The organism is Roseovarius roseus (assembly GCF_043355935.2).
In the GTDB taxonomy this organism is placed as follows: domain Bacteria; phylum Pseudomonadota; class Alphaproteobacteria; order Rhodobacterales; family Rhodobacteraceae; genus Roseovarius; species Roseovarius roseus.
The window spans coordinates 28,646-52,047 of sequence record NZ_JBHFPE020000009.1; the positions used below are offsets into that span (position 1 = coordinate 28,646).

22 protein-coding genes are annotated in these 23,402 nt (G+C 63.7%); 9 read left to right on the forward strand and 13 right to left on the reverse strand.

Going from position 1 to position 23,402, the window contains the following annotated elements:
- Window positions 1-13: 13 nt before the first annotated feature.
- The 6 genes from ACEWPL_RS13625 to ACEWPL_RS13650 all read left to right on the forward strand — a co-directional run bounded on the left by ACEWPL_RS13625 (window position 14) and on the right by ACEWPL_RS13650 (window position 5,992).
- Window positions 14-634 (forward strand): cytochrome c oxidase subunit II, encoded by a 621-nt coding sequence (locus ACEWPL_RS13625; protein WP_393934555.1) that lies wholly within the window; start codon window positions 14-16, stop codon window positions 632-634.
- Window positions 631-3,114: a cytochrome c oxidase subunit I gene (gene ctaD, locus ACEWPL_RS13630; RefSeq protein ID WP_393934554.1), complete on the forward strand. Its 2,484-nt coding sequence runs from the start codon at window positions 631-633 to the stop codon at window positions 3,112-3,114. The genes ACEWPL_RS13625 and ctaD overlap by 4 nt, the downstream gene beginning before the upstream one ends.
- Window positions 3,111-3,431, forward strand: coding sequence for a hypothetical protein (locus ACEWPL_RS13635; RefSeq protein WP_393934553.1), 321 nt, complete (start codon window positions 3,111-3,113; stop codon window positions 3,429-3,431). The genes ctaD and ACEWPL_RS13635 overlap by 4 nt, the downstream gene beginning before the upstream one ends.
- Before the next feature lie 209 nt (window positions 3,432-3,640).
- Window positions 3,641-4,378 (forward strand): dienelactone hydrolase family protein, encoded by a 738-nt coding sequence (locus ACEWPL_RS13640; RefSeq protein ID WP_393934552.1) that lies wholly within the window; start codon window positions 3,641-3,643, stop codon window positions 4,376-4,378.
- 40 nt (window positions 4,379-4,418) lie between these two features.
- A complete protein-coding gene (locus ACEWPL_RS13645; protein WP_393934551.1) occupies window positions 4,419-5,324 on the forward strand; it encodes an aldo/keto reductase in 906 nt (301 codons plus the stop codon).
- Window positions 5,324-5,992 (forward strand): DUF6064 family protein, encoded by a 669-nt coding sequence (locus tag ACEWPL_RS13650; protein WP_393934550.1) that lies wholly within the window; start codon window positions 5,324-5,326, stop codon window positions 5,990-5,992. Before ACEWPL_RS13645 ends, ACEWPL_RS13650 begins: the two co-directional genes overlap by 1 nt.
- A 39-nt stretch (window positions 5,993-6,031) precedes the next feature.
- On the opposite strand, the gene ACEWPL_RS13655 is transcribed toward ACEWPL_RS13650, so the two are convergent.
- The 5 genes from ACEWPL_RS13655 to ACEWPL_RS13675 all read right to left on the reverse strand — a co-directional run bounded on the left by ACEWPL_RS13655 (window position 6,032) and on the right by ACEWPL_RS13675 (window position 11,611).
- Window positions 6,032-7,582 carry a TRAP transporter large permease gene (locus tag ACEWPL_RS13655; protein ID WP_393934549.1) on the reverse strand — a complete coding sequence of 517 codons (1,551 nt, stop codon included), beginning with the start codon at window positions 7,580-7,582 and terminating at the stop codon, window positions 6,032-6,034.
- Window positions 7,579-8,076: a TRAP transporter small permease subunit gene (locus tag ACEWPL_RS13660; RefSeq protein WP_393934548.1), complete on the reverse strand. Its 498-nt coding sequence runs from the start codon at window positions 8,074-8,076 to the stop codon at window positions 7,579-7,581. Before ACEWPL_RS13660 ends, ACEWPL_RS13655 begins: the two co-directional genes overlap by 4 nt.
- Before the next feature lie 60 nt (window positions 8,077-8,136).
- Window positions 8,137-9,222 (reverse strand): TRAP transporter substrate-binding protein, encoded by a 1,086-nt coding sequence (locus ACEWPL_RS13665; protein WP_393934547.1) that lies wholly within the window; start codon window positions 9,220-9,222, stop codon window positions 8,137-8,139.
- Window positions 9,223-9,302: 80 nt separating this feature from the next.
- Window positions 9,303-10,427 (reverse strand): acyl-CoA dehydrogenase family protein, encoded by a 1,125-nt coding sequence (locus ACEWPL_RS13670; RefSeq protein ID WP_393934546.1) that lies wholly within the window; start codon window positions 10,425-10,427, stop codon window positions 9,303-9,305.
- An 8-nt stretch (window positions 10,428-10,435) separates the two neighbouring features.
- Window positions 10,436-11,611: a CaiB/BaiF CoA transferase family protein gene (locus ACEWPL_RS13675; protein WP_393934545.1), complete on the reverse strand. Its 1,176-nt coding sequence runs from the start codon at window positions 11,609-11,611 to the stop codon at window positions 10,436-10,438.
- An 81-nt stretch (window positions 11,612-11,692) separates the two neighbouring features.
- Here ACEWPL_RS13675 and ACEWPL_RS13680 point away from each other — a divergent pair, with 81 nt between their 5' ends.
- Window positions 11,693-12,586, forward strand: a complete 894-nt coding sequence (locus ACEWPL_RS13680; protein WP_393934544.1) for a LysR family transcriptional regulator — start codon at window positions 11,693-11,695, stop codon at window positions 12,584-12,586.
- Between the two features lie 208 nt (window positions 12,587-12,794).
- Here ACEWPL_RS13680 and ACEWPL_RS13685 read toward each other — a convergent pair whose 3' ends face one another.
- The 8 genes from ACEWPL_RS13685 to ACEWPL_RS13720 all read right to left on the reverse strand — a co-directional run bounded on the left by ACEWPL_RS13685 (window position 12,795) and on the right by ACEWPL_RS13720 (window position 21,990).
- A complete protein-coding gene (locus ACEWPL_RS13685; protein ID WP_393934543.1) occupies window positions 12,795-13,571 on the reverse strand; it encodes an amino acid ABC transporter ATP-binding protein in 777 nt (258 codons plus the stop codon).
- Window positions 13,568-14,239, reverse strand: a complete 672-nt coding sequence (locus ACEWPL_RS13690; protein WP_393934542.1) for an amino acid ABC transporter permease — start codon at window positions 14,237-14,239, stop codon at window positions 13,568-13,570. Before ACEWPL_RS13690 ends, ACEWPL_RS13685 begins: the two co-directional genes overlap by 4 nt.
- Before the next feature lie 127 nt (window positions 14,240-14,366).
- Window positions 14,367-15,122 carry a transporter substrate-binding domain-containing protein gene (locus tag ACEWPL_RS13695; protein ID WP_393934541.1) on the reverse strand — a complete coding sequence of 252 codons (756 nt, stop codon included), beginning with the start codon at window positions 15,120-15,122 and terminating at the stop codon, window positions 14,367-14,369.
- A 68-nt stretch (window positions 15,123-15,190) separates the two neighbouring features.
- On the reverse strand, window positions 15,191-16,165 hold the full coding sequence (locus ACEWPL_RS13700; protein WP_393934540.1) for a glutathione S-transferase family protein: 975 nt from the start codon (window positions 16,163-16,165) through the stop codon (window positions 15,191-15,193).
- A 263-nt stretch (window positions 16,166-16,428) separates the two neighbouring features.
- A complete protein-coding gene (locus tag ACEWPL_RS13705; protein ID WP_393934539.1) occupies window positions 16,429-17,553 on the reverse strand; it encodes an ABC transporter permease in 1,125 nt (374 codons plus the stop codon).
- Window positions 17,554-17,555: 2 nt separating this feature from the next.
- Entirely contained in the window at window positions 17,556-20,324 is a 2,769-nt protein-coding gene (rbbA, locus tag ACEWPL_RS13710; RefSeq protein ID WP_393934538.1) for a ribosome-associated ATPase/putative transporter RbbA, read from the reverse strand.
- Window positions 20,321-21,358: an HlyD family secretion protein gene (locus tag ACEWPL_RS13715; RefSeq protein ID WP_393934537.1), complete on the reverse strand. Its 1,038-nt coding sequence runs from the start codon at window positions 21,356-21,358 to the stop codon at window positions 20,321-20,323. The genes rbbA and ACEWPL_RS13715 overlap by 4 nt, the downstream gene beginning before the upstream one ends.
- Window positions 21,359-21,360: 2 nt before the next feature.
- Entirely contained in the window at window positions 21,361-21,990 is a 630-nt protein-coding gene (locus tag ACEWPL_RS13720) for a TetR/AcrR family transcriptional regulator (RefSeq protein WP_393934536.1), read from the reverse strand.
- Between the two features lie 322 nt (window positions 21,991-22,312).
- Between ACEWPL_RS13720 and ACEWPL_RS13725 the strand changes: the two genes are divergently transcribed.
- Together ACEWPL_RS13725 and ACEWPL_RS13730 are read left to right on the forward strand one after the other, a co-directional pair.
- A complete protein-coding gene (locus ACEWPL_RS13725) occupies window positions 22,313-22,804 on the forward strand; it encodes a cytochrome c (protein ID WP_393934535.1) in 492 nt (163 codons plus the stop codon).
- Window positions 22,805-22,910: 106 nt separating this feature from the next.
- Window positions 22,911-23,396: a group III truncated hemoglobin gene (locus ACEWPL_RS13730; RefSeq protein ID WP_393934534.1), complete on the forward strand. Its 486-nt coding sequence runs from the start codon at window positions 22,911-22,913 to the stop codon at window positions 23,394-23,396.
- Window positions 23,397-23,402 lie beyond the last annotated feature (6 nt).

Here is a 23,402-nt window from a genome sequence, read left to right on the forward strand (position 1 = left end):
GGGTTGCGAGGGAATGCTGTCTACAGTCGATCCTGCGGGTCCCGCGGCGCGGACCATCGCAACGCTCTGGTGGGTGATGCTGGTCAGCGCGGCGCTGATCTTTGGCCTCGTGATGATACTGGTGGCCATGCCGTTCTACCGCCAATCCGGCAGGCGAGACGAGCCACGACAGGTCCGGGTCTGGATCATTGGTTTTGGCCTTGCCTTTCCGATGGCCGTCCTTGCCGCGCTCCTTGCCTATGGCCTTGTCGTGGGTGAGCGTCTGCTGCCCCGCGCCGAGGATGATGCGGTGCAGGTAGGTGCCGAGGCTCGGCGCTGGGCCTGGAGTTTCACCTATGAGGACGCGCCGGGCGCGATGACCGATGGCACGCTACACATCCCCGCGGGACGCCCCGTAGATGTGGCGATCACCACCGCCGATGTCATCCACAGTTTCTGGGTGCCGCGCCTTGCGGGCAAGCTCGATGCGATACCGGGGCATGTCAACATCCTCAGGATCGAGGCCGATGCGCCGGGCACCTATGCAGGGCTCAGCGCCGAATTCAGTGGCGCGGGATATGACGGCTTTACCTTTTCCGTCACCGCGCATGACGCGCCCGGATGGGACGCCTTTCTAAGGAGCGTGCAGGAATGACGGCACTTGAGCGGCATCGCAAACTCACGCGGATCTGGGCATCCGAGCGCGGCTTTCGCGGCTGGTTCTCGACGGTGAACCACACCGATCTGGGCCGGATGTTCCTGCTGACCGCCTTCCTCTTTTTCATCATCGGCGGCCTTCTGGCGATGCTGATCCGCGCGCAGCTTGCCACGCCGCACTCCGCCTTTGCCGGCCCCGAGATCTACAACCAGATCTTCACGATGCACGGGACCATCATGATGTTCCTTTTCGCCATCCCCACCTTCGAGGGGCTGGCGATCTACCTGCTGCCCAAGATGCTGGGCACCCGCGATCTGGCCTTTCCGCGCCTCACCGCCTACGGCTATTGGTGTTACGCCTTTGGCGGGACGATGCTGCTGATCTCGATGCTGTTCGGCATCGCGCCAGATGGCGGCTGGTTCATGTATCCGCCCCTGACGGGCGCGATCCATTCGCCCGGCATCAACACCGATTTCTGGCTGATCGGCATCACCTTTGTCGAGATTTCTGCCATTGCCGCCGCGGTCGAGATCACGGTGTCGATCCTGAAATACCGCGCGCCCGGCATGTCGCTGGACAAGATGCCGATCTTTGCCTGGTATGCGCTGATCACGGCGCTGATGATCCTGACGGGCTTTCCGCCGCTCATCCTCGGCTCGGTCCTACTGGAGGTCGAGCGGGCCTTCGGCTTCCCTTTTTTCCAGGCGGATCTGGGCGGCGACAGCCTGCTGTGGCAGCATCTCTTCTGGCTCTTCGGGCATCCGGAGGTCTATATCATCTTCCTGCCCGCGGCGGGCGTCATCTCGACCGTCCTGCCGGTGATGTGCCGCACCACCCTGCTGGGCTATGGCTGGATCGTTGCGGCGGCGGTGGCGCTGGCCTTTCTTTCTTTCGGCCTCTGGGTGCATCACATGTTCACCACCGGCATCCCGCATATGGGGCTGGCCTTCTTCTCGGCGGCATCGACGCTCGTCGCGGTGCCGACAGGTGTGCAGATATTTGCGTGGATCGGCACCATGTGGAAGGGGCGGCCCACCCTGCGCATGCCGATGCTGCACCTCTTGGGCTTCTTCTTTACCTTCGTCATCGGCGGTCTGACAGGCGTCATGGTGGCCGTTGTGCCGTTTGACTGGCAGGCGCATGACACCGCCTTTATCACGGCGCATCTGCACTACGTCCTTTTCGGCGGCTTTGTCTTTCCAATCTTTGCCGGCATCTATTACTGGATGCCCCATCTTTCGGGGCGCAGACGGTTCTTTCGCCTGGGCGAGCTTGCCTTCGCGCTGGTGTTCATCGGCTTTCACGTGACGTTTCTGGCGATGCACTGGGTGGGGCTTCTGGGCCAACGGCGGCGCATCCCCACATATGCCCCCGAGGACGGTTGGACGGCGATCAACCTCATTTCCTCCATCGGCAGTTTCGTTCTGGCCATCGGCATTGCCATGATCCTGATCGACGTGGCCCTGCACCTGCTGATCGGCGCGCACGGGCGGCGCAATCCCTGGGGCGCGGGTACGCTGGAATGGGCGATGATGACGCCCGCACCGGCCTACAACTTCGCCAGCCTTCCGCATGTCAGCAGCCGCGCGCCTCTGACTGATGATCCGGACCTCACCGTCCGGCTGGCCCGCGGCGAGGGGTATCTCGGGGCGCCAAGGCAAGGCATGCGTGAGACGCTGACAGTCGATGTCGCGACCGGCGCGCCCGACATGCATGTCGTCTATCCCGCCAATACCCGCCTGCCGATCCTGATGTCGGCGGTGACGGGCGTATTCTTTCTGTCGCTTCTGCTGAAGTTTTACTGGACCGTCCCGCTTGCCGTGATCGGCGTCGCGGTCCTCGCCTGGAGGTGGGTTTGGGTTCTGGGCCGCAAGGACGACCCGGATGCGCAGCCTGTCGGGCGCGGCGTCACCTTGCCAAGCGCCGCCACGGCCCGGCGATCGCCCGGATGGTGGGGATCGGCCTTCCTTCTGACCGCGAATGCCACGTTCTTGGGCTCATTGCTTTTCGGGTTCGCGTTTCTGTGGACGGTCGCGCCCGGATGGCCGCCACCTGAATGGTTTGCGCCGTCTGTGCCGGAATTGGCCCTTGGCCTGTTCGGCGGTGCGCTGAGCGCCCTGATGATGCGGGTGGCCATCCGCACGGGGCAGGGCGGCGGCGGACAGGTTCCGTGGCTCGCCCTCGCCGGTCTGGGCAGTCTGGCGCTCGCCGTCGCCTGCACGGCGATGATGGTGCGCACACCGGCGCCGGACGCGCATGCCTATGGTGCGACACTCTTCGTGCTGGGCGCGTACGGGTTGTTCCACGCGGCCCTTGCGGCGCTGATGGTAAGCTTTCTGATCGCCCGGGTCTTGAAGGGTTACACCTCCCCTGCGCGGTTGGCCGAATTCCCAATCGTGCGTCTCTGGATCGATTATGCCGCCATGATCGGTGCGCTTGTCCTGCTGGCCGCGCATCTGCCGGGGCTTTTGGCATGAAGGACGTGATTCGCATCCTGATCGCGCCGCTGGTATGGCTGGCGGCCTTTAGCGCCATCTACGGTCTGCACGGCCTGATCTGCGGGCACGGGATCGCGGGCGAATTGCTGGGAGTGCCCTTGCCCCGCCTTCTGCTGATAACCGCCTACGCTGTTGCCCTATCGCTGCAAGTGGCGCTGCTCGTCGCGCTTTACCACCCGCGCTTGGCGTCGCCCTCCGGCTTCGTGCGTTTCGTCAGTCAGGCAACGGGATGGGTCGGCTTCGTCGCCACGGGATGGTCCTTGCTGCCGGTCATCACGACATCCTACTGCGCGTAGAACGAGAGGCCTTCGAAGACCCGGAACAAGCGGCGACGTCGGGGGTGCCTCGCCCTCCCAAAGGCCCTCGCGACTGATGGGCGCGCCGCCGTGCGCCGCGCCTTCTAGAGCAGCACATTGCCGAATGCCTCCTGCGAGCCATATTTCAAGGAGCGGCATGCCGTGACATCACCGCCGATTGCAGAAGCCTGCGCAAAGGGAGATCCCCAATGACCATCAGACATTTCGCCCTGGCCACCACCCTGATCGGGGCGCCCGTTTTCGCCGAGGATGTTTCCTACTCGATGGGCGGCGAGGCACTGACCGGCTACTGGGCCGCAGCCGAAAACTCTCAGGGCCTTGTGCTGATCGTGCATGATTGGGACGGCCTGACGGAGTACGAGCGCAAGCGCGCGGATATGCTGGCCGAAATGGGGTACGATGCGTTCGCTCTCGACATGTTCGGCAATGATACGCCCACCGAAACGGTGGATCACCGCCGCGCGGCAACGGGCGCCCTTTACGATGATCGCGAACGCATGCGCGCATTGCTGCAAGCCGGCGCCGCGCAGGCGCGCGAGCGGTCCGGGGCCGAGTCAATGATCGTCATGGGCTATTGCTTCGGCGGGGCCGCGGCACTGGAAATGGCCCGCAGCGACATGGCCGATGAGGCATCCGGCTATGCGACATTCCACGGCGGACTGTCGACGCCCGAAGGCCAGTCCTGGGGCGGGGACGAGCCGCCGCTTCTGGTGCTGCATGGCGGCGCCGACAGCTCGATCACATTGCCGAACGTGGCAGGCTTCGCGTCGGAGCTCGAGCAGGCGGGCAACACCTACACGGTCGAGATCTACTCGGGCGCGCCGCATGCCTTCACGGTGTTTGGCTCGGACCGATATGACGCGCGGGCCGACGCGGCAAGCTGGCAGGCCTTCTCGGCCTTCCTTGCCGAGCGTACAGCGGAGTGATGCGAGCAACCGGACCGGGGCCCGGCCAGAAAAGCGAGGCATGAGCATGCTTTCACGGCGAACACTCCTGAAGGGCGCGGCTGCCTCCCTAGCAATGCCCGGCGCGGCGCTGGCCCAAGCGGCGCCCTTGCAGTCCATCCCGGCGACGGGCGCGCGCCTTCCCGCGATCGGGCTGGGCAGCTGGATCACTTTCAACGTCGGCAGCGATCCCGTCCTGTTGGAGGAATGCGCGGACGTCATCGCCGCCTTCACCGAGGCGGGCGGGGGCATGATCGACTCCTCGCCGATGTATGGCTCCTCCCAGCAGACCATCGGCTATGGCCTGCAGAAGCTGGGCTATCCCGGAAATGTCGTGGCCGCCGACAAGGTCTGGACGACTGCCGGGGACGAGGGCCCCGCCCAGATCGCGCAGAGCCGCGCGGCCTGGGGTGTGGGCCGCTTCGATCTGCTTCAGGTCCACAACCTTGTCTCGTGGGAGGCGCATCTTGAAACGCTCTTTGCCATGAAGGAGGCGGGCCAGCTTGCCCATGTCGGACTGACGACCTCGCATGGGCGGCGCCATGACCTTCTGGAGCGGTTGATGCGCGACTACCCGGTGGACAGCGTGCAGCTGACCTACAACCTCGCTGACCGCGAGGCGGAGGACCGGCTTCTGCCGCTGGCGCGCGAGAAGGGCATCGCCGTCATCGCGAACCGTCCCTTTCGGCGCGGTGCCCTGCCGCAGGCGCTGGAGGGCCGGCCCCTGCCGGATATCGCCGCAGAGCTGGGCGTGGACACCTGGCCGCAGCTCTTGCTGAAATTCATCATCTCGCACCCCGCGTTGACCGTCGCCATCCCCGCGACGACCAAGGTCGCGCATGTTCGGCAGAACAAGGCTGCGGAAGATGGCCCCATGCCGGATGACCAGATGCGCCGCCGGATCGTCTCGCATTTTCAGGATCTGTGATGCCGGACTGGCTGACCTACGGCCTCTCGGACCTGCTGCTTTTCTCCGAGCGGGTGTACTGGCGGCTTTTCGAGCTCGAAAACGCCGCACTCTGGCCCTTGCCGCTGCTGGCCCCGCTTGCGCTGCTGGCTGCGCTTGCCTTCCATGTCCGGCGCGCAGGCATCGGGGCGCGCTTGATCTGCGGGCTTCTTGCCTTGGCGTGGCTGTCGGTGGGGTGGCATTTCATCTGGCAACGCTACGCGCCGATCAACTGGGCGATGACATATGCAGGCCCCGCCTTCGCGTTGCAGGCCATTCTGTTGGCATGGCTCGCGCTGCGCCCGGGTTTGGCGGACCCTGTCAGAATATCTCGGCGTGTCATGGGCTATGGCATCATCCTGACGGCAACGGTGGCCTATCCCGCCCTTGCGCTTCTGCAGGGACGCGGCATCGCAAGCGCGGAGGTCTTCGGGATCGCGCCCGACCCGACGGCGCTTGCCAGTCTTGGGGCGGTCTTTCTGATCTCGGGGCGCTGGCACAGGCTCGCCGCGCTGGCCGTGCCGTGTCTCTGGCTTGGCCAGAGCGCGCTGACGCTCCATGTGCTGAACGGCCCGGCGGCCTTGGCTCCCGCGCTTGGGCTGGGGATCAGTCTGTGCGAATTGGTGGTGTTTGGCCGGAGGCGAGGCTGACGCCCGGTTGGCGGCGGGCGTCTCTTGGCGCGAACGTTTCTAGAATATGACCGCGGGCAGCCATGTCGCCAGCGACGGGACAAACCAGATCAACAAAACGCCCAGTGCCTGCAAGCCGATGAAGGGGATCACGCCTGCATAGATATGGCCCGTCGTCACCTCCTTGGGGGCGGCGCCGCGCAGATAGAACAGCGAAAAGCCGAAGGGCGGCGTCAGAAAGCTGGTCTGCAGATTGATTGCGATAAGGATGCCCAGCCAGATCGGATCGTGGCCCATCAGGATCAGGGGCGGCACGACCAGCGGCAACAGGATGACCGAGATCTCGACGAAGTCGAGGAAGAACCCCAGCACGAAGATGAACGCCATGCTGAAGACCAGCGCGCCGGTCGGCCCGCCCGGCATGCTGAGCAGCAGATGCGCCACCCGCTCTTCTCCGCCGAGGCCGATGAAGACCAGCGAGAATATCCCCGCCGCGAGGATCGTGGCAAAGATCATCGAGGTCATGGTGAGCGTGGAGGTGATCGCCTCTTGCACCACGTCCTTGCGCAGCGCGGAGCGCAGGGCCAGCGCGATGGCGATGCCGCCGGTGATGGCCAGCAGCACGTAGAACCCGCCCGCGATATACGACGCCGCCTCAAGATCGCTGCGCTGCAGGCGCACCGGGAACAGCCCGGCGAATATGCCCAGCGCCACCAGCGCGGCGGTGCCCAGCATGATGAGCTTGCGGCTGACGCCTAGCCGAATCCCCGCCATCAGAAGCGCGCCGATGGCGCCGACCGAGGCTGCCTCGGTCGGGGTGGCGATGCCGCCCAAAATGGCGCCCAGCACGGCAAAGATCAGCAGGATCGGCGGAATGATCGCGCCGAATATCTCCGCGCGGTCCGGCTTTGGGTCGTCAGAGGGTGCGGGCGGCATGTCACGCGGGCGCAGGACACCGTGCACGAGAATGTAGAGCAGGTAGAGGCACACCAGAACCAGCCCCGGCCCGATCGCGGCAGCAAAGAACTGCCCCACGGACAGCGCCTCGACCGAGAATTTCCCCTGCTCGTATTGTGCTTGCTGAAAGGCGTTCGACATGACGTCGGCAAGGATGATCAGCAGCGTCGAAGGCGGAATGATCTGGCCCAGCGTGCCGGCGGTGCAGACGATCCCGCTGGCCACGCGCGGGTTGTATCCGGCCCGCAGCATCGTGGGCAGGGCGATCATGCCCATTGCCACAACGGTCGCCCCCACGATGCCCGTCGAGGCCGCCAGAAGCGCACCGACCAGCACGACCGAGATGCCAAGCCCGCCGCGCAGCTGGCCGAAAAGGCGCCCCATCGTGTCCAGCAATTCTTCGGCGATGCGGCTTTTCTCCAGCAGCGCGCCCATCAGCACGAAAAGCGGAATGGCGATCAGCACCTGGTTGCTGATCAGCCCGAACACCCGCTGGCCCATCGAGCCCAGCAGCGAAATGTCCATGACGCCCAGCATCCAGCCCAGATAGGCGAAGGCGATCCCGACGCCCGCGATGCTGAAGGATACAGGGAAGCCCGAGAGGATGGCGACCATCAGCGCTGCGAACATGATCAGGTCGAGATATTCTGTCATTGCTGCGCTTTCGGGGACAGAAGACGTATCAGGAGCGCAACCGACTGGAGCATCACTAGAATGCAGAAGAGCGGTATCAGCGTTTTCAGCAGGAACACCGCCTCGATCCCGCCAACCGAAATCGGGCCCTCAAGAATTTTCCACGAATTGCGAACCGAGGGCCAGGACCAGTAGAGCAGCGCCGCCATCGACGGCAGCAGCAGGAAGAGATGGCCAAAGATGTCGATCCGGCGCTGGGCCTGCGCGCTGAGCTTGGCAAAGAACACGTCGACGCGCACATGCTTGTCCACCAGCAGTGTATAACCCGCACCCAGCATGAAAAGCGTGGCGTGCAGGTAAAGCACGCTTTCCTGCGCGGCGATGGAATTGACGCCAAAGACATAGCGCCCGACCACGATGGCGAACTGGATCAGCACCATGAACAGAGCGAGCCAGCGCACGACAAGCGCGACCCAGGAATTGAGACTGTCGATCGCGGCGGCGATGTGGTTCATGTGCGCCCCTGTGGTCGTGGCGGGTGTGGTGCGCGGATATTCCCGCGCACCGGAGCCGGATCAATAGCCGAAAAGGCCCGCGCGGGCGTTCATCTGGCCGTTATCGGCATAGGTCATATAGCCGCCGACGCTGTCGCGATAGCTGACAAAGCTCTCGGTGATGCGCTTGACCAGCTCATCGTCGTTCTGGCGCAGATCGTCGATGACTTCTTTGGCAGCGTTGCCCATCGCGGTGAGGACGTCCTCGGGGAACATTTTGACCATGACGCCCTGCTCATCCACCAGCGATTTCAGCGACAGCGCGTGCTTGGTCGTGTATTCCGTCCAGACCGGGTTGTAGAGGCTCTCGCAGGCAAAACCGACCGCCTGTTTCAGATCGTCGGGCAACTCGTCATAGGCCGCGCCATTGACGCCGCATTCCTCGGCCGATGACGGCTCGCCCACGCCGGGCCAGTAGTAATTCTTGGCGACCTGGTAGAAGCCCAGCGCCGAGTCGGTCCAGGGACCGATGAATTCGCCCGCATCCAGCGCGCCGGTCTGCAACGCTTGGAACATGGCCGGGCCGCTCATCGCTTCGGCGGCGACGCCCAGCTTGGTCATCATCTCAGACGCCAGACCCGTCGTGCGGAACTTCATGCCTTTGAGGTCCTCGGCCGAGTTCAGCTCTTCGCGGAACCAGCCGCCCCATTGCGGGCCGGAATTGCCGCACAGGAACGGCTTGATGCCGAAGCGGCCATACATCTCGTCATAGAGCGCCTGACCCCCGCCATGCGCCAGCCAGCCGAATTGCTCGTCCGCGCGCAGGCCGAAGGGCTGCGAGCCGAACAAAAGGATGCCCTTGGACTTGGAGCCCCAATAGGCGGGCACGGCGTGATACAGCTCGGCCGTGCCTTCGCTGACCGCATCGAAAACGCCCGGCCCCGGCACCAGCTCGCCCGCGGCATAAAGCTTTACCTCAATGCGGCCACCGGACAGCATGGTGATGCGATCGGCCAGGTTCTGCGCCGCCACACCCGGCCCGGGCAGGTTTTTGGGCCATGCGGTGACCATTTTCCACTGGCGCTTGTCCTGCGCGATTGCCGGGCTTGCCAGCGCGGTTGCGGCAGCGCCCACTGCACCGGCCTGAAGAAACTTACGTCTTTGCATGGATCTCTCCTTGTTGGTTGGCGGTCTGGTCCGTTTTTATAACTGTGTCGGACTTCGTCTTTAATCTAGACATATAATCGTCAGGCCAGCAATCCCCGCGCGATGATCGTGCGCTGAATTTCCGACGATCCCTCGTAGATGCGGAAAATGCGCAAGTCGCGCAGGTAGCGCTCGAGCGGGAAATCACGGGTATAGCCGTAGCCGCCATGGATCTGCAGCGCGCGGTCGGCGATGCGCCACGCCGCCTCCGATGCGTAGAGTTTGGCAAAGGCCGATTCCGTCGAAAACCGCTCACCCGAGTCGCGCTTGACCGCGGCCTGCATCGCAAGCGCGCGCGCGGCGGCGAGCTCGGTCGCGTTGTCGGCCAGCATCCATTGCAGGCCTTGGAAATCCGCGATGGGGTGCCCACCCACCTTGCGTTCCTTGGCGTAGGAAATCGCTGCCTTCTGGGCGGCGGCGGCGATGCCCGTCGCCTGCGCGGCCACTTCGATGCGGCCATTGTCGAGCACTTTCATCGCGGTCTTGAACCCGCTGCCCTCGGGGCCGAGGAGGTTTTCGCAAGGCACGTGACAATCCAGCGAGAGGCCGAAGACATGTCCGCCCTTCAGGCCCATCGTCCGCTCGTTCGGCGCGATGTCGATGCCTTGCGTTTTCTTCGGCTCGACGAGGAACGCACTGACGCCCCGCGCGCCGGCCCCCCTGTCAGTCTTGGCGTAGACTACCATGAAATCGGCGGCCCCTGCGTTCGAAATGAAGCATTTGGAGCCCTTGATCCGGTAGCCATTCCCCTCGCGCACGGCAAATGTGGACATATCGGCGGGGTTCGAGCCTGCTTGCGGCTCGGTCAAGGCGAAGGCGCCCAATGTTTTGCCTGCCGCCGCATCAGGCAAAACGCGCGCGCGCATCGCCTCGTCCGCGCCCAGCAGCAGCGAGTCGGTCGCCAGGAAATGCGCCGTCAGCATCGATGCGGTGGACCCGCAGGCGCCGGCAATCGTCTCGACCGCCGCATAAAGGGCAGGGCCGGACAGGCCGATGCCGCCATATTCTTCGGGCAGGTTCATCCCCAAAAGGCCCATTTCTGCCATGGCGGGCAGGTGCCGGGTGGCAAAGAGCGCCTCCTCGTCGAGCCTTGCGGCCTCGGGCGCGAGCACCTCGGCGGCAAAGCGGTCGATCTGGTCGATGACGGCGCGTTCATCTTCGGACATGGGGTAGATCATGCGATGTCCCCTGTGGCAATCGAGGCGAGGATATCCGCCGCGTCCGCGTTCAGGGCGGGCGCGGGTTTACGCCCGGCGCGTATGGCGCCGCTGAAATGAACGGGCTGCTCGGGCACGCGCAGGCGGCCCAGCAGCGGGTGATCCACGTCCGAGGCCAGACCGCGATCCAGCGCCTGCTGCGACGTCCATGCCTCGGCGACGGACTGGATTTCCGCCGCCGGAATCCCCGCATTCGACAGCTGCCGCACGATCTCCGACGCCGGATGAAGGCCCGCCCATGCCTCGATATGTGCGGCCAGCGCAGGCTCGTTTGCACGGCGGAGCGTGTCGCTGCAAAACCGCTCGTCAGTGGCCAGATCCGGCGCGCCGATCACCTCGCAAAAGGCCGCGAAGAGCCGGTCATTGAGGACTGCGACGGCAAAATGGCCATCGACGGCGCGGTAGGTGCCGAAGGGCGCCGACAGCGGATGGCGGTTGCCGGTGCGTGTCGGGGCCTCGCCGCCCATGAGAGTGCGGCAGGCCAGAACCGGCATCATCGAGGTCAGTGCATCGAAAAGGCCCACATCCACATGCCGCCCCTTGCCGGTGCGGCCGCGGTCGAAAAGGGCAACCATGGCGCCCCAGGCGGCAAAGAGCCCGCCGGCCACATCGGCAAGCGCCTCGCCCACCATGGTCGGCTGGCCATCCGGCTCGCCCGTGGCGTCCATGAGGCCGCTCATCGCCTGGATGATGATGTCATAGGCGGGCTTGGCTGCATTCGGCCCGGTCTGCCCGAAGCCAGAGACCGACACATAGACCAGCGCCGGATACTCGGCCATCAGCGCAGCGGCGCCAAGGCCCAGCTTGTCCATCACGCCGGGGCGGAAATTCTCGACCAGAACGTCTGTGTCGCGCAAAAGCGCCCGAACGGTGGCGATGCCCTCGGCCGATTTGAGGTCCAGAACGATGGATCGCTTGCCACGGTTCACGGTTTGAAAGAGCAGGCTCTCGCCCTCCTGAAAGGGGCCGATATGGCGGTAATCGTCACCCTGCGCGGTCTCGACCTTGATGACCTCCGCGCCAAGGTCGGCCATCATCGCGGTGCAATAGGGCCCCGCCAGGACGCGGGTGAAATCGAGGACGCGTGTACCGGCAAGCGGTTTGGCGGAATGATCTGTGGTGCCGGTCGGCATGATGCATCTCCCATGAAACTGACTGGAAGATACGAGCGCCCCGGCTATAGTTAGAAATACAGTTTTAAAATACAGGTATGAATGAAACCTATAGCCATCACCATGCGCCAGATCGACTATGTGATCGCCACGGCCGATACCGGCAGCACAGCCGCCGCCGCGCGCCTGCTCAGCGTCTCGCAACCTTCCGTGTCGCTCGCGATCGCCAAGGTGGAGGCGCATCTGGGCCGCCCGCTCTTTGCGCGCGCGGCGGGCCAAGGCGTGCTGCCGACCGCCTTCGGGCGCCTGAAACTGGGCGAGTTCAGGCAGCTGCGTGCGCGGGCAGAGCGGGTTCTCGTGGCAGGCGAGTCCGCGCATGAGGCAATGGATCTGGGTGTCTTTTCCACGCTGGGGCCCAGATACGCTCCGGCCCTGGTGCGCCAGTTCGAACGCGCCCATCCGGGCACGCAGATCCGCCTGCATGAGGGAGATATCGAGACGCTGTCGAACTGGCTGGAGGGCGGCCAGATCGATGTTGCCCTGACCTATGATTTCGGCTTGCCCTCTACTTGGCAGGTCATGCCGCTTGCCAATGTGCGGCCCTACGGGCTGCTGCCGGGCGACCATCGCCTGGCTGGGCGCAGCGCCGTGACGCTGGCGGAATTGCTTCAGGATCCGCTGATCCTGATGAGCCTGCCGCAAAGCCGCGGCTATTTTCTGACCCTGGCCCAGATGCATGGCGTGACGCCGCAGATCGCCTATGAAACCGGATCGGTCGAGATGTTGCGATCAATGGTGGCGAACGACATGGGCGTCGGGCTGATGGCCACGGATATCCCGCATGGAACAGCCTATGATGGCCGCGCCGTCGTCCGGATGCCCCTTTCGGGCGATCTGGTGTCCCATCGCATCGCGCTGGTCAGATCCAGACGGCTTCAGACAAATGCGGTGACAGATGCATTCCGCCGCTTTGCCGCTGATTTCTTTGCAGGCTGAGGCGTCGGCGCGCATCCTTGGCGGCGTGGGAAATGACGCGCACGTAGCGTTAGGCGCTGTGGCACAGACAGGCGTGTTGGGGAGGACGCGCCGGACCACTTCCTGCGAGCCTCCTTTGACTTGTAGTCCTGTCGCACCGCTCAGCATCGCGATGAAAGCAGATGACACCGGGGCCCCTCCGTCAAGGAGCAGCCCCGGGGGGAACGGTCTAGTGCGTCAGCACCCGCGCGAGGAAGCTTTGCGTCCGCTCATTCTGCGGGTTGTCAAAGACCTCCTTGGGCGTGCCCTCCTCGACGATCTCGCCGCTATGGATATAGACCACGCGGTCGGCGACCTCGCGGGCGAAGGTCATCTCATGCGTGACGATCACCATGGTCATGCCCTCGCGGGCCAGCTCGCGCATGGCGTCCAGAACCTCGCCGATCATCTCGGGGTCGAGCGCCGATGTCGGCTCGTCGAACAACATCAGCCGCGGCTCCATCGCCAGAGCGCGGGCAAGGGCCACGCGCTGTTGCTGGCCGCCAGAGAGCTGCGACGGGTGCTTGTCGGCCTGATCGGAAATGCCGACACGCTCCAGCAAACGGCGGGCGGTCTTCTCCGCCTCCTCCCGGCTGGCGCCGCGCACCTTCATCGGGGCGAGCGTCACGTTGTCCAGCACCGTCATATGCGGGAAAAGGTTGAACTGCTGGAACACCATTCCAACCTCGGTGCGGATCGTCTGTAGCGCCTTCGTCGCCTTGCCATGCGGCAAGAGCTCCTTGCCGTCGACATCGAGACTGCCCGACTGGAATTCCTCCAGCCCGTTGATGCAGCGGATCAGCGTCGACTTGCCCGAGCCGCTGGCGCCGATGATCACCACGACCTCGCCGGGCGTGACATGCAGATCCACGTCCTTCAAGACGTGCAGGGTGCCGAAATGCTTGTTCAGCTTGTCCATCTTGACGATGGGTTTGGACGTGTCGTTGTTCATGTTTTCCTTGCTCATTGTCCAACCAGCCCCTTGCGTTCAAGCATGCGCAGACACACCGACAGCGTCAGCGTGATCGCCAGATACATCAGCGCGACCATGAGATAGACCTCAAGCGCGTTGAACGTGGTGGCGATGTAGATCTGTCCCTGGCGCACCAACTCGCCCACGCCGATGACGGCGAAGAGGGACGTGTCCTTGATGCTGATGATGGCCTGGTTGCCCAGTGCCGGGATCATGCGGCGAAAGCCCTGTGGCCAGATGATGTAGCGGAAGGTCTGGAACCGCGTCAGGCCCAGCGACACGCCGGCCTCGCGCTGGCCGCGCTCGATGGACTGGACGCCGCCGCGCACGACCTCCGAGATGTAGGCGCCGGAGTTGACCGCAATGGCGGCGATACCGGCCGTCAGCGCGTCGATCGGCCCACCCAGTAGCTGCGGCAGGCCATAGAAGATGAACAGCACCTGCACCAGAACCGGCGTGCCGCGGAACACCTCGATATAGGTGATCGCCGGCACGCGCAGCCACGCGGTGGGGCTGATGCGCATGAGGCCAAAGATGATGCCGATGACGAACCCGATGGCGAGGCCGCCGAACGAGATCAGCAGCGTGTAGGGAACACCTTTGAGCAGGTAGGGAATGGAGGCGAAGGCCGCCTGCCAGTCGAATTGAAATGTTGAATCCACAGATCAGGCTCCGCTGGGGGAAATGGTTATTTGTACCAAAACCTCCCCGAAGGTGCACCCTCGGGGAGGCAGGGCCGCGCAAATGCGGCTGTGTCGTCATGCGTGGCGCATGAAAGGCGTGAAGAGATTATTGCTCGCTCTTGCCGAACCACTTGGCATGGATATCGTCATAGGTGCCGTCTTCCTTCATGGCGGCCAGCGCCTCGTTCACGGCGCCCACACGGTCACTGCCTTTCGGAAAGGCGATGCCGTATTGCTGACCTTCATAGAGGGGGCCCACAACCTTGACGCGGCCTTCGCCACGGGTCTGCGAGAAGTAGCCTACATTCGGCGCATCGTAGAACACCGCATCGACGCTACCGCCGACGAGGGCCATATACATGTCGGCCGAGCCGGGATAGGGCGTTACTGTTGCAGTATCGCCGAACTGCTCGGTCAGGAAGTCATAGCTGGTCGAGCCGATCTTGGTGCCGATGGTCATGCCCTCCAGATCGCCGATTTCCTTCACGCCCTCCTGATCGCTGCCGACGAGAATCTGCAGGCCGCTGTCATAATAGGGGTCGGAGAAATCGACGATATCCTTGCGCTCTTCGGTGATGGTCATGCCGGCAATCGCGATATCCACGTTGCCGGTCTGCAGGGCGGGGATAATGCCGTTGAAATCCATCGTGTTGATATCCGGCGTGAACCCGGCGCGCTTGCCGATCTCGCGGATAATATCCATGTCAAAGCCGGTCATCTCGCCGGTTTCCTTGTCCATCATTTCGAACGGAACAAAGCTGGGGTCGGTCGCCACACGCACGGTATCCTGCGCCATTGCGCCTGATGCCATGCCAAGGCCAACTGCGCTGGCGAGTGCGAATTTCTTGAAGTTAAATGTCATATCTTTCTCCCTTTTAGTACCCGCAACGCAGGAGGCCCGGCCAGAGTTCCAGATTGGCGAAAGATCAATCACGCCCTGCCATGTGGCTCTGTCCAGTCGATCACCGGATTGATGGGAATGATGCGATGCGGATTTATCGTGTCGTGGCTGTAGTGATAGTGCCGCACGATATGATCGAAATGCACCGTCTCGGCGACACCCGGCGATTGATAGAGCTCGCGTGTCCAGCCCCACAGGTTTGGATACTCGCGCAGCCAGGCGCGGTTGCATTTGAAATGCGTGTGATAGACCGGATCGAAGCGCACCATCGTGGTAAAGAGCCGCCAGTCGGCTTCGGTTCGGCTATCGCCGGTCAGGTAGCGGGACTGGCCCAGTATGCCTTCCAGCCAGTCCAGACTGGCGAAAAGCGCGTCGACGGCTTCGTCATACGCCTCCTGCGATGTCGCAAAGCCGGCCTTGTAGACGCCGTTGTTCACGGTGTCATAGACCCGTGTGTTGATCTCTTCGATCCGTGGGCGCAGGGCCGCGGGATAATAATCGTCATGGTTTCCGGTCAGCGCGTCGAAGGCTGAATTGAACATCCGAATGATCTCGGCGCTTTCGTTCGAGACGATGGTCCCGCGCCTCTTGTCCCAAAGAACCGGCACCGTGACCCGGCCCGATGCATTAGGATCGGCCCGCAGATAGAGGTCACGCAGGAAGCGGGCATCATGGAGGGCGTCCCCGGTGGCCCCCGGAAAGTCTGTCCTGAACTCCCACCCTTCCGACAGCATGTCGGGATGAACCACTGAAACACCGATATGCGGCGCAAGGTCCTTGATGGCGCGAAAGATCAGGGTGCGATGCGCCCACGGGCAGGCATAGCTGACATAGAGGTGATAGCGACCGCTCTCAGCGCCGAAGGCGCCATCGCCCGACGGCCCCGGCGCCCCATCGGCAGTGATCCAGTTGCGCCACTCGGTTTCGCTCCGCTCAAAGCGACCACCGCTGCTTTCGGTATCGTACCATGTGTCGTGCCATTCGCCGTCAATCAAAACGCCCATGATCGTCTCCTTTCAATCAGGTTTCAGGGCCGCCTTGCCCGGTCATACCTAGAAAAGACGCCTCGCCTGCAGACCCTCATCCTGTTGTGTTACGGCGCGCGCAGCAACCTCTTGAAATGTGATCCGGCGGGCCTAAGCCAAAGCGATCAGAGAGAGCATTGCAGTGACGGCTCCCACCTCCATCGGCCTTGTCGATCGCGAACGCGCATCCGGGCCTAAATATCGACGACGGTTTCTGGATGAGGGCGGGCATGCCGCGCAGCTTATCCCGAGAGGTTCATCGAGCGGCGGAAAAGGAGCAGGCTGGTGGCGAAGAATCCAAGCCCCAGAGCGCCCATGAGGATCAGCTGAACCCAGACCGTCTCCAGCCCCGCGCCGCGAAAGACCACCGCCTTGGCAAAGGCCAGAAAATGCCGTGACGGCAATGCCATTGTCAGGCGCCGAACGATGTCCGGCTGGCTCTCGACGGCGCCCATGCCGCCAGACAGCATGATCATGGGAATGATGACCATGATCACAAGGAGGGCGAATTGCGCCATGCTGCGGGCCATCGTGCCCAGGAACATTCCGATGGCGGCGGCAGCGGCGAGGTAGACTGCCGTTCCGACCAATAGCAGCGGCAGCGATCCGGTAATGGGCACCTCCAACACCCCCTGCACGACGAAAAGCAGCGACAGGGTAAAGGCCGCCAGCACCACGACGATATTGGCCAGCACCTTGGACAGTGCGATTTCGAGCGGGGTCAGCGGCATGACCATCAGATGCTCGATCGTGCCCTGCTCGCGCTCGCGCAGCATCGCGGCCCCGGTCAGCGCGATCGTCAGAAGCGATAACTGGTTCAAAAGTGAAGACACCGACTTGAACCAGACTGGATCCCCATTTGGATTGAAGGCCCGGCGCAGTTCCAGCCGCAGCGCTGGGTCGGGCGCGTCAGGATTTCCCACCAGAAAGGCGCGGGTCTCCGAGGTCAGGATATTGCTGATGTAATCCGTGCCAAGCTGCGCCTGCGAGACGGCCGTCGCATCCACCTCAAGCTGGGCGGTCGGCGCGAGGCCCGCGATCACGTCGGCCTCAAAGCCGGGCGGGAAGGCGAGCACGAACATGATGCGGCCTGCGTCCATCTCGAGCTCTACCTGATCCGGCCCGATCTTCACGGGCGGCTGAAACCAAGGCGGCCCCAGCGCATCCGCGATCTGCCGGGTGAGCATGGAGCCATCTTCGTCCAGAATGGCGATGGCCGCGTTGTAGACGGTATCGCCCGCGCCGCTGGCCTCAAGCATCACCGCGACGATGAAGGACCACAGGATCAGGATCACCATGACCGGATCCCCCAGAACGCTTTTCAGTTCCTTTCCCGCCAGCCAGAAGATGTTGCCAAGCTGCCGCATCCCTATCGCTCCTGCTTGCGCAGGGCGAGAACCGCCAAGGCCGTCAGGACCGGGCCGAACATGGACAGGCGCAACAGGTGGCCCGAGAGATCAGCGAAACCCAGCCCCTTGGTGAAGGTGCCGACGCTCAGTCCCATGTACCACGTCGTCGGCCAAAGCGTACCGACGATCCGCGCGGGCCCTTCCAGCGACGAGACCGGCGTGATCATGCCCGAGAATTGCAGTGTCGGCATCACCGACAGGATCGCGGCGGCAAAGACCGCGGTGACCTGCGTGCGGGCCATCATCGACACCAACAGGCCATAGCCGGTGGCCGCCACGGCATAGAGCACCGCGCCCAGAACCAAGGCTGCCGGGCTGCCCTTCAGTGGCACGTCCAGAACGGTGACGACCAGCACCGTGAGGATGATGAAATTCAGCAACGTGATGGCGATATAAACCAGCTGCTTGCCGATCAGGAATTCGGCGCGGCCGGTGGGGGTGACATAGAAATTGGTGATCGTGCCGATCTCCTTCTCGCGCGCAACACTGACCGCCATCAGGATCGCCGGGAAGAGCAGCAGCAGCAGCGGCGGGATCGAGGGCCCGATTGCTGGCAGACTTTCCATCGCGGGATTGTAGAGAAACCGCGGCGTCAGTTGCACCGGGGCCACCTGATCCGGCGTGCGTGCGGCGAACAGATCGGTCAATGCCAGCGTGTATTGCGCGTCCTGGGCCAATACGTGGCCATGCGCGCCTTCGACATAGCTTTCGATGGTTCCGGCGCGGGTGGTATCGGTGCCATCGATCAGCGCCGAGATTTCGGCCACCTCGCCGCGCCGCACGGAGGTGCCGAAACCCGGCGGGATCTGCAGGGTCAGGGAGAGTTCCCCGCTGGCCATGCGCTGGTCGAGCTCATCGATGCTGTCGATGGCGGGCCGTTCAAGGAACCACTCGGAACTCTCGAATCCCGAAAGATAGGCGCGGCTCTCGGGGCTTCGGTCAAGATCGAAGGCAGCGAAGGGAATTTCCCGCACCTCCTGCGAAATGCCGAAGGACATGATCAGCAGAAGGATCGCGCTGCCGACAAAGGAAAACGCCAATCGCACGGGATCGCGCCGCACCTGCATAGCCTCGCGGGCGGTGTATGCCAGTAGGCGCCGCAGGCTGAAGCGTGGCGCATCGGTGGAGGGTCGGGGAGGCTCGGTGGCGGACAGCTTCGTCTCGCCCTCGGGCGCCTCGGGCGGCATTGCATCCATCATGTGGGCAATGAAGGCATCCTCGAGCGTCTTCATGCCGCGCGCGGCGATGATGTCCTGCGGTGCGCCGGTCACAAGAACCTTGCCGGCATGCATCAGAGAAATCCGGTCGCAGCGCATCCCCTCATCCATGAAATGTGTGGAAATGAAGATCGTCACATGCTCGCGTCGGGCCAGGTCTGTCAGCATGTGCCAAAAGGCATCGCGCGCCTGCGGATCGACACCCGAGGTCGGCTCGTCCAGGATCAGGATGTCGGGGGCGTGGATCACGGCAACCGCCAGCGACAGGCGTTGGCGCACCCCCAGCGGCAGCGAAGCCGCACCCTGGTCAAGGTAGGGCTCCAGCCCGAAGCGCGGCACCAGCTCGTCCATGCGCCTGGCGGTCAGATCGCCGCCCAGATGAAAAAGGCGCGCGTGCAGCAACAGGTTCTCACGCACCGTCAATTCGCCGTAAAGCGAAAAGGATTGCGACATGAAGCCGACGCGGCGGCGCGCATCGAGCTTTTGTGCATCCACCGGCTGGCCGAATATCCAGGCCTCGCCCTTCGTCGCAGGGGTCAGCCCCGTCAGCATTTTCATCGTCGTGGTCTTGCCGCATCCGTTGGAGCCGAGAAAACCGAAAATCTCGCCGCGTCCGATCTCAAAGCTGACCGAATCCACGGCGGTGAAATCACCAAACCGTTTCGTCAGGCCGCTTGCCTTGATCGCTGGGGGCGTATCGGCAACGACCGCTGGGGGCGGGCCATGCAACGCGGTTTCCCGATCGGCGATCTCTCCTCCCAATAGAGCCACGTAGGCGCCGCCCACCGTATCCGCCCCTGTCTGCGCCATCAGATCGGCAGGGCTGGCCTCGGCCAGAACGCGCCCTTCGTTCATGGCGATGAGATGCTCAAAGCGCTCGGCCTCTTCCATGTACGCGGTCGAGACCAGAACGCTCATTTCGGGCCGGTCCTTTCGGATCGCGTCGATCAGATCCCAGAACTGGCGCCGCGACAGCGGATCGACCCCGGTCGTCGGCTCATCCAGCAGCAGGAAGTCCGGGTCGTGGATCAGCGCCGCGCAGAGCCCGAGTTTCTGCTTCATCCCGCCCGACAGCTTGCCTGCCGGACGGTCGAGGAAGGAAGCAAGGCCGGTGGCCCGTGTCAGCCTTTCGATCCGCGCCGCACGCTCGGCGCGGCCCTGACCAAAGAGCTTGCCGAAGAATTCCAGGTTCTCGCGGATGCTCAGATCATGGTAGAGGTTCTTGCCCAGCCCCTGCGGCATGAACGCGATGCGCCGCCCGATATCGGCACGGTGGCGGGCGCGGGTCATGTCGCCCCCCAGCGTCTGGATGCTGCCTGCCTGCACTTGCTTGGCCCCGGAGACCAGCCCCATCAGCGTCGATTTGCCAACGCCGTCCGGCCCGATCAATCCGACCATGCGCCCGGCGGGGATGACAAGCGTGATGTCCTCAAGGGCGGTGACCTTGCCGTAGCGATGGGTGACGGCATTCATGCTGGCGACAGGGTCGCGCGCCCCGCCGGTGGCAATCATTGGGCCGTCTCGGTGGATCTGCCCTCGTTGCTGCTCGACGAAGGCAGGGATTTGATAATCGGCGGCGTGAGCCCTTCGGGCCAGTCCGGCACGCTGCCATCCGGGCCCACCAGCCGCACCCAAGCCACACCGCGCACGCCGGTCTTCACCTGGGCCAGACGCGCCTCGACCATTTCCTGCGGGACACGCACACGAACGCGGAACATCAGGCTCTCGCGCTCGGCCGCGGTTTCCACTTGTTTCGGGCTGAATTGCGCTTGCGGAGCGACGAAGCTGACGATCGCGGGAATGGCGGCATCTGGCCTGACATCGACCACGATACGGGCCTCGTCGCCCATGCGCAGCCGCGGCGCGGCGCCGGCTGGCAGGAAGAACTCCATATAAACATTGTCCAGACTGACCAGCGTCAGAACCTTGCCGCCGCTGCCAAGGACTTCTCCGGGCTGGGCCAGGCGATAAAGCACGCGGCCAGGCTGCGACGCGTAGAGCGTGCTGTCGGCGATGCGGGCCTCGATCTCGCGCAGGCTGGCAGTTTCGGCGTCGATGGTCCTTTCTTTCGCGCGCGCCTCTGCCTTGGCGGCCACAAGACTGGCTTCGGCCACCTGTGCTTCGGTCCTGCGGATATCGAGGTTCTCGCGTGCGATCACCTCGCGTTCGCTCAAGGTCTCCGCGCGGGCCAACTCGCTTTGCGCCAATGCAAGACTGGCGCTGGCCTTGGTGACGCCGGCCTTGGCCACCGCTGCTGCGGCCTCGGCGCTGGCCACGGCAGCCTGCGCGCGCATCCGCTGCGCCTCAAGTTCGGTGGTGTCCATGACGGCCAGGATATCGCCCTTTGCGACCAGATCGCCCTCCTGCACGGCGATCCGCGCAACCCGTCCCGAGAGGCGGGGCGACACGTCCACAAGATCGGCTTCCACCCTTCCGTTTCCGCGCGCAAAGCCCTCTGGAGGCAGGTCGCTGGGGGCCAGGAAAACCTTCCACAGCGCATAGCCTAGGACGGCCAGAACCAGCAAGATGGATACACGCCGTGACATGGCTATTCTCCTTCGCCGCTGGTCGGACCTGTCGCAATGCCGCGGCGGTAGATCTCAAAGACGCGGGGCGCGTCCTTGACCATGTGCCCCATGTCGTCCGCGATCAGCGATTGCATCGCGAGGCCCTGGATCGTCCCGATGAACAGCGTCGCCGCAGCCTCGCCATCCAGATCGGACCGCATTTCGCCGCGCGCCTTTCCGGCCTCGACAAGGCCTTTGAGGCGGGCCGCATATTGCTGCAGCATTGCCCGCGCGAGGCGCTTGGCAGGCGTTGCCTTGGCACCCTGCAACTCCCCGAACATCATCCGCGGCGCGCCGGGATGCTCGGAGACGAAGGCCACATGCGCCAAGAACATCGCCCGCATCGTCTCAAGCGGTGACTCGATCCCCTCGGACGCTTTTTCGATGCGCGCCATAAGGCGTTCGGACACCCATTTCATGACCGCCTGCCAGATCGCTTCCTTGTTCGGGAAGTGCCGGAACAGCGCACCCTGCGTCAGGTTCATGTGTTTGGCGATGGCCGCAGTCGTGATGGAATCTGGATTTGTCCTGCCGGCCAGGTCGATGACCGCCTCGACGGTGACGTTGCGCCGCTCCTCGGCGGGCAGGTTCTTCTGCCGGGGTGTGTTCATGGGGTTGCCTCCGTTTGTCAGACTGTTCCTGCAAGCCACCGCGTCGCCGGGACCATCAAGGAAAGCGGGAGAACGGCGACGATCGCTCGCATACCCGGCAGCATGACGTCCAGCTTCGGCGCGGGGGCAATCCCCGCTACGTTCGGGGTTATCACTTGATTTTAGATAGTATTCAATTACTATTTTTCGAGAGAGATGATTCTGATGTCGCCTCCGATCTTGGCTAGCCCGATCCGATGGCTATGGCACAACGAACAGCCCCGCGGGCGATGAGGCGTGACGCTGTCCGAGATCCCGACACTGACGACGAAGGAGAAAGCTAATGACGATCGCTACAGTCAGAACCGGGCGGATACGGCTCGCTCTATGCTCATTGGCGGCGGGCCTAGTTCTGTTGAGTGGATTTGATGCATCGGCCCAGGAGGTCCAGCCGGTCTCGCCAGAGCTTACTCCGAAACTGCGTGATCTGCTGCGCAAGGAAATGCAGTCGATCGAGGAAGCCAGTCAACAGATCCTCTCGCACCTCATCGCCGGAGAGGATGCCGAGGTCGCGGATGTGGCGCAGCAGATCCATGACAGCTTCATCTTGCAGCAATCCATGACGCCCGAGGACAAGAAGGATCTGATGGCGGGAGTACCCGAGGAATTCGTGACGCGGGACCGCGCCTTTCACGCGCTCTCGGCGGATCTGGCGCAAGCCGCGCGCGATGGCGACCGCGCGGCCCAGCATCAGAAATTCGGCCAGATGATCGAGGCATGCACAGCCTGCCATGCGCTCTATGCGACGGACCGTTTCGTAAAGCTGGCCGAATGAGCGCCAGACATTCCCGCCGGGAGGAAGGACCTAGGGAGGCGATCCTGATCTGAACGGGTGGTCTGCACGTGAGGCGAGGCGCATCCAATCTCGAGGGGGGCGCGATATGAGTGACCCATTCAACATCGGAAAGGCCCGCTCCGAGCGGGCGCGCGCACAGCGACGCCAGACGGCCGAGATCCTCGGCATCGACGAGGCCTATCTGACACGGATGGTGCATTTCTTTGTCGCGCGGGTTCGTGCGGACAGGCGGTTCAGCCGGTTCTATGCGGTCGAAGACCCCGAGCACAGGGCGCGGCAGGTGGACCGAATGATCTCATTCTGGAAAAGCGTTGCGCTGGAAACGGGTGATTATACCGGTGACCTGATCGAAGCGCATCGTCATCTCCGCGGCGTCCGGAGAGAGGATTTCGACCGCTGGCTCGCGCTCTTTCGCGCCACGCTCGATGAAACCGCGCCAACGCCTGAGGCGGCGCGCTATCTGATGATCCGGGCCGAGCGCGTGGCGCGCAAACTTGAAACAGCGATCTTAGGGGGCTGCGAGGACACGGCACAGCCACCGCGACATGGGCGCGGAAATGGCCAATCGTGATACAGG

Coding starts and splice junctions, on each gene's coding strand:
- ACEWPL_RS13720 (WP_393934536.1), bottom strand. CDS start 21,990: ATGAACACACCCCGGCAGAAGAACCTGCCCGCCGAGGAGCGGCGCAAC.
- ACEWPL_RS13680 (WP_393934544.1), top strand. CDS start 11,693: ATGAAACCTATAGCCATCACCATGCGCCAGATCGACTATGTGATCGCC.
- ACEWPL_RS13695 (WP_393934541.1), bottom strand. CDS start 15,122: ATGACATTTAACTTCAAGAAATTCGCACTCGCCAGCGCAGTTGGCCTT.
- ACEWPL_RS13655 (WP_393934549.1), bottom strand. CDS start 7,582: ATGACAGAATATCTCGACCTGATCATGTTCGCAGCGCTGATGGTCGCC.
- ACEWPL_RS13715 (WP_393934537.1), bottom strand. CDS start 21,358: ATGTCACGGCGTGTATCCATCTTGCTGGTTCTGGCCGTCCTAGGCTAT.
- ACEWPL_RS13730 (WP_393934534.1), top strand. CDS start 22,911: ATGAGTGACCCATTCAACATCGGAAAGGCCCGCTCCGAGCGGGCGCGC.
- ACEWPL_RS13645 (WP_393934551.1), top strand. CDS start 4,419: ATGAGCATGCTTTCACGGCGAACACTCCTGAAGGGCGCGGCTGCCTCC.
- ACEWPL_RS13640 (WP_393934552.1), top strand. CDS start 3,641: ATGACCATCAGACATTTCGCCCTGGCCACCACCCTGATCGGGGCGCCC.
- ACEWPL_RS13650 (WP_393934550.1), top strand. CDS start 5,324: ATGCCGGACTGGCTGACCTACGGCCTCTCGGACCTGCTGCTTTTCTCC.
- ACEWPL_RS13665 (WP_393934547.1), bottom strand. CDS start 9,222: ATGCAAAGACGTAAGTTTCTTCAGGCCGGTGCAGTGGGCGCTGCCGCA.
- ACEWPL_RS13660 (WP_393934548.1), bottom strand. CDS start 8,076: ATGAACCACATCGCCGCCGCGATCGACAGTCTCAATTCCTGGGTCGCG.
- ACEWPL_RS13685 (WP_393934543.1), bottom strand. CDS start 13,571: ATGAGCAAGGAAAACATGAACAACGACACGTCCAAACCCATCGTCAAG.
- ctaD (WP_393934554.1), top strand. CDS start 631: ATGACGGCACTTGAGCGGCATCGCAAACTCACGCGGATCTGGGCATCC.
- ACEWPL_RS13670 (WP_393934546.1), bottom strand. CDS start 10,427: ATGTCCGAAGATGAACGCGCCGTCATCGACCAGATCGACCGCTTTGCC.
- ACEWPL_RS13635 (WP_393934553.1), top strand. CDS start 3,111: ATGAAGGACGTGATTCGCATCCTGATCGCGCCGCTGGTATGGCTGGCG.
- ACEWPL_RS13625 (WP_393934555.1), top strand. CDS start 14: ATGCTGTCTACAGTCGATCCTGCGGGTCCCGCGGCGCGGACCATCGCA.
- rbbA (WP_393934538.1), bottom strand. CDS start 20,324: ATGATTGCCACCGGCGGGGCGCGCGACCCTGTCGCCAGCATGAATGCC.
- ACEWPL_RS13725 (WP_393934535.1), top strand. CDS start 22,313: ATGACGATCGCTACAGTCAGAACCGGGCGGATACGGCTCGCTCTATGC.
- ACEWPL_RS13675 (WP_393934545.1), bottom strand. CDS start 11,611: ATGCCGACCGGCACCACAGATCATTCCGCCAAACCGCTTGCCGGTACA.
- ACEWPL_RS13700 (WP_393934540.1), bottom strand. CDS start 16,165: ATGGGCGTTTTGATTGACGGCGAATGGCACGACACATGGTACGATACC.
- ACEWPL_RS13705 (WP_393934539.1), bottom strand. CDS start 17,553: ATGCGGCAGCTTGGCAACATCTTCTGGCTGGCGGGAAAGGAACTGAAA.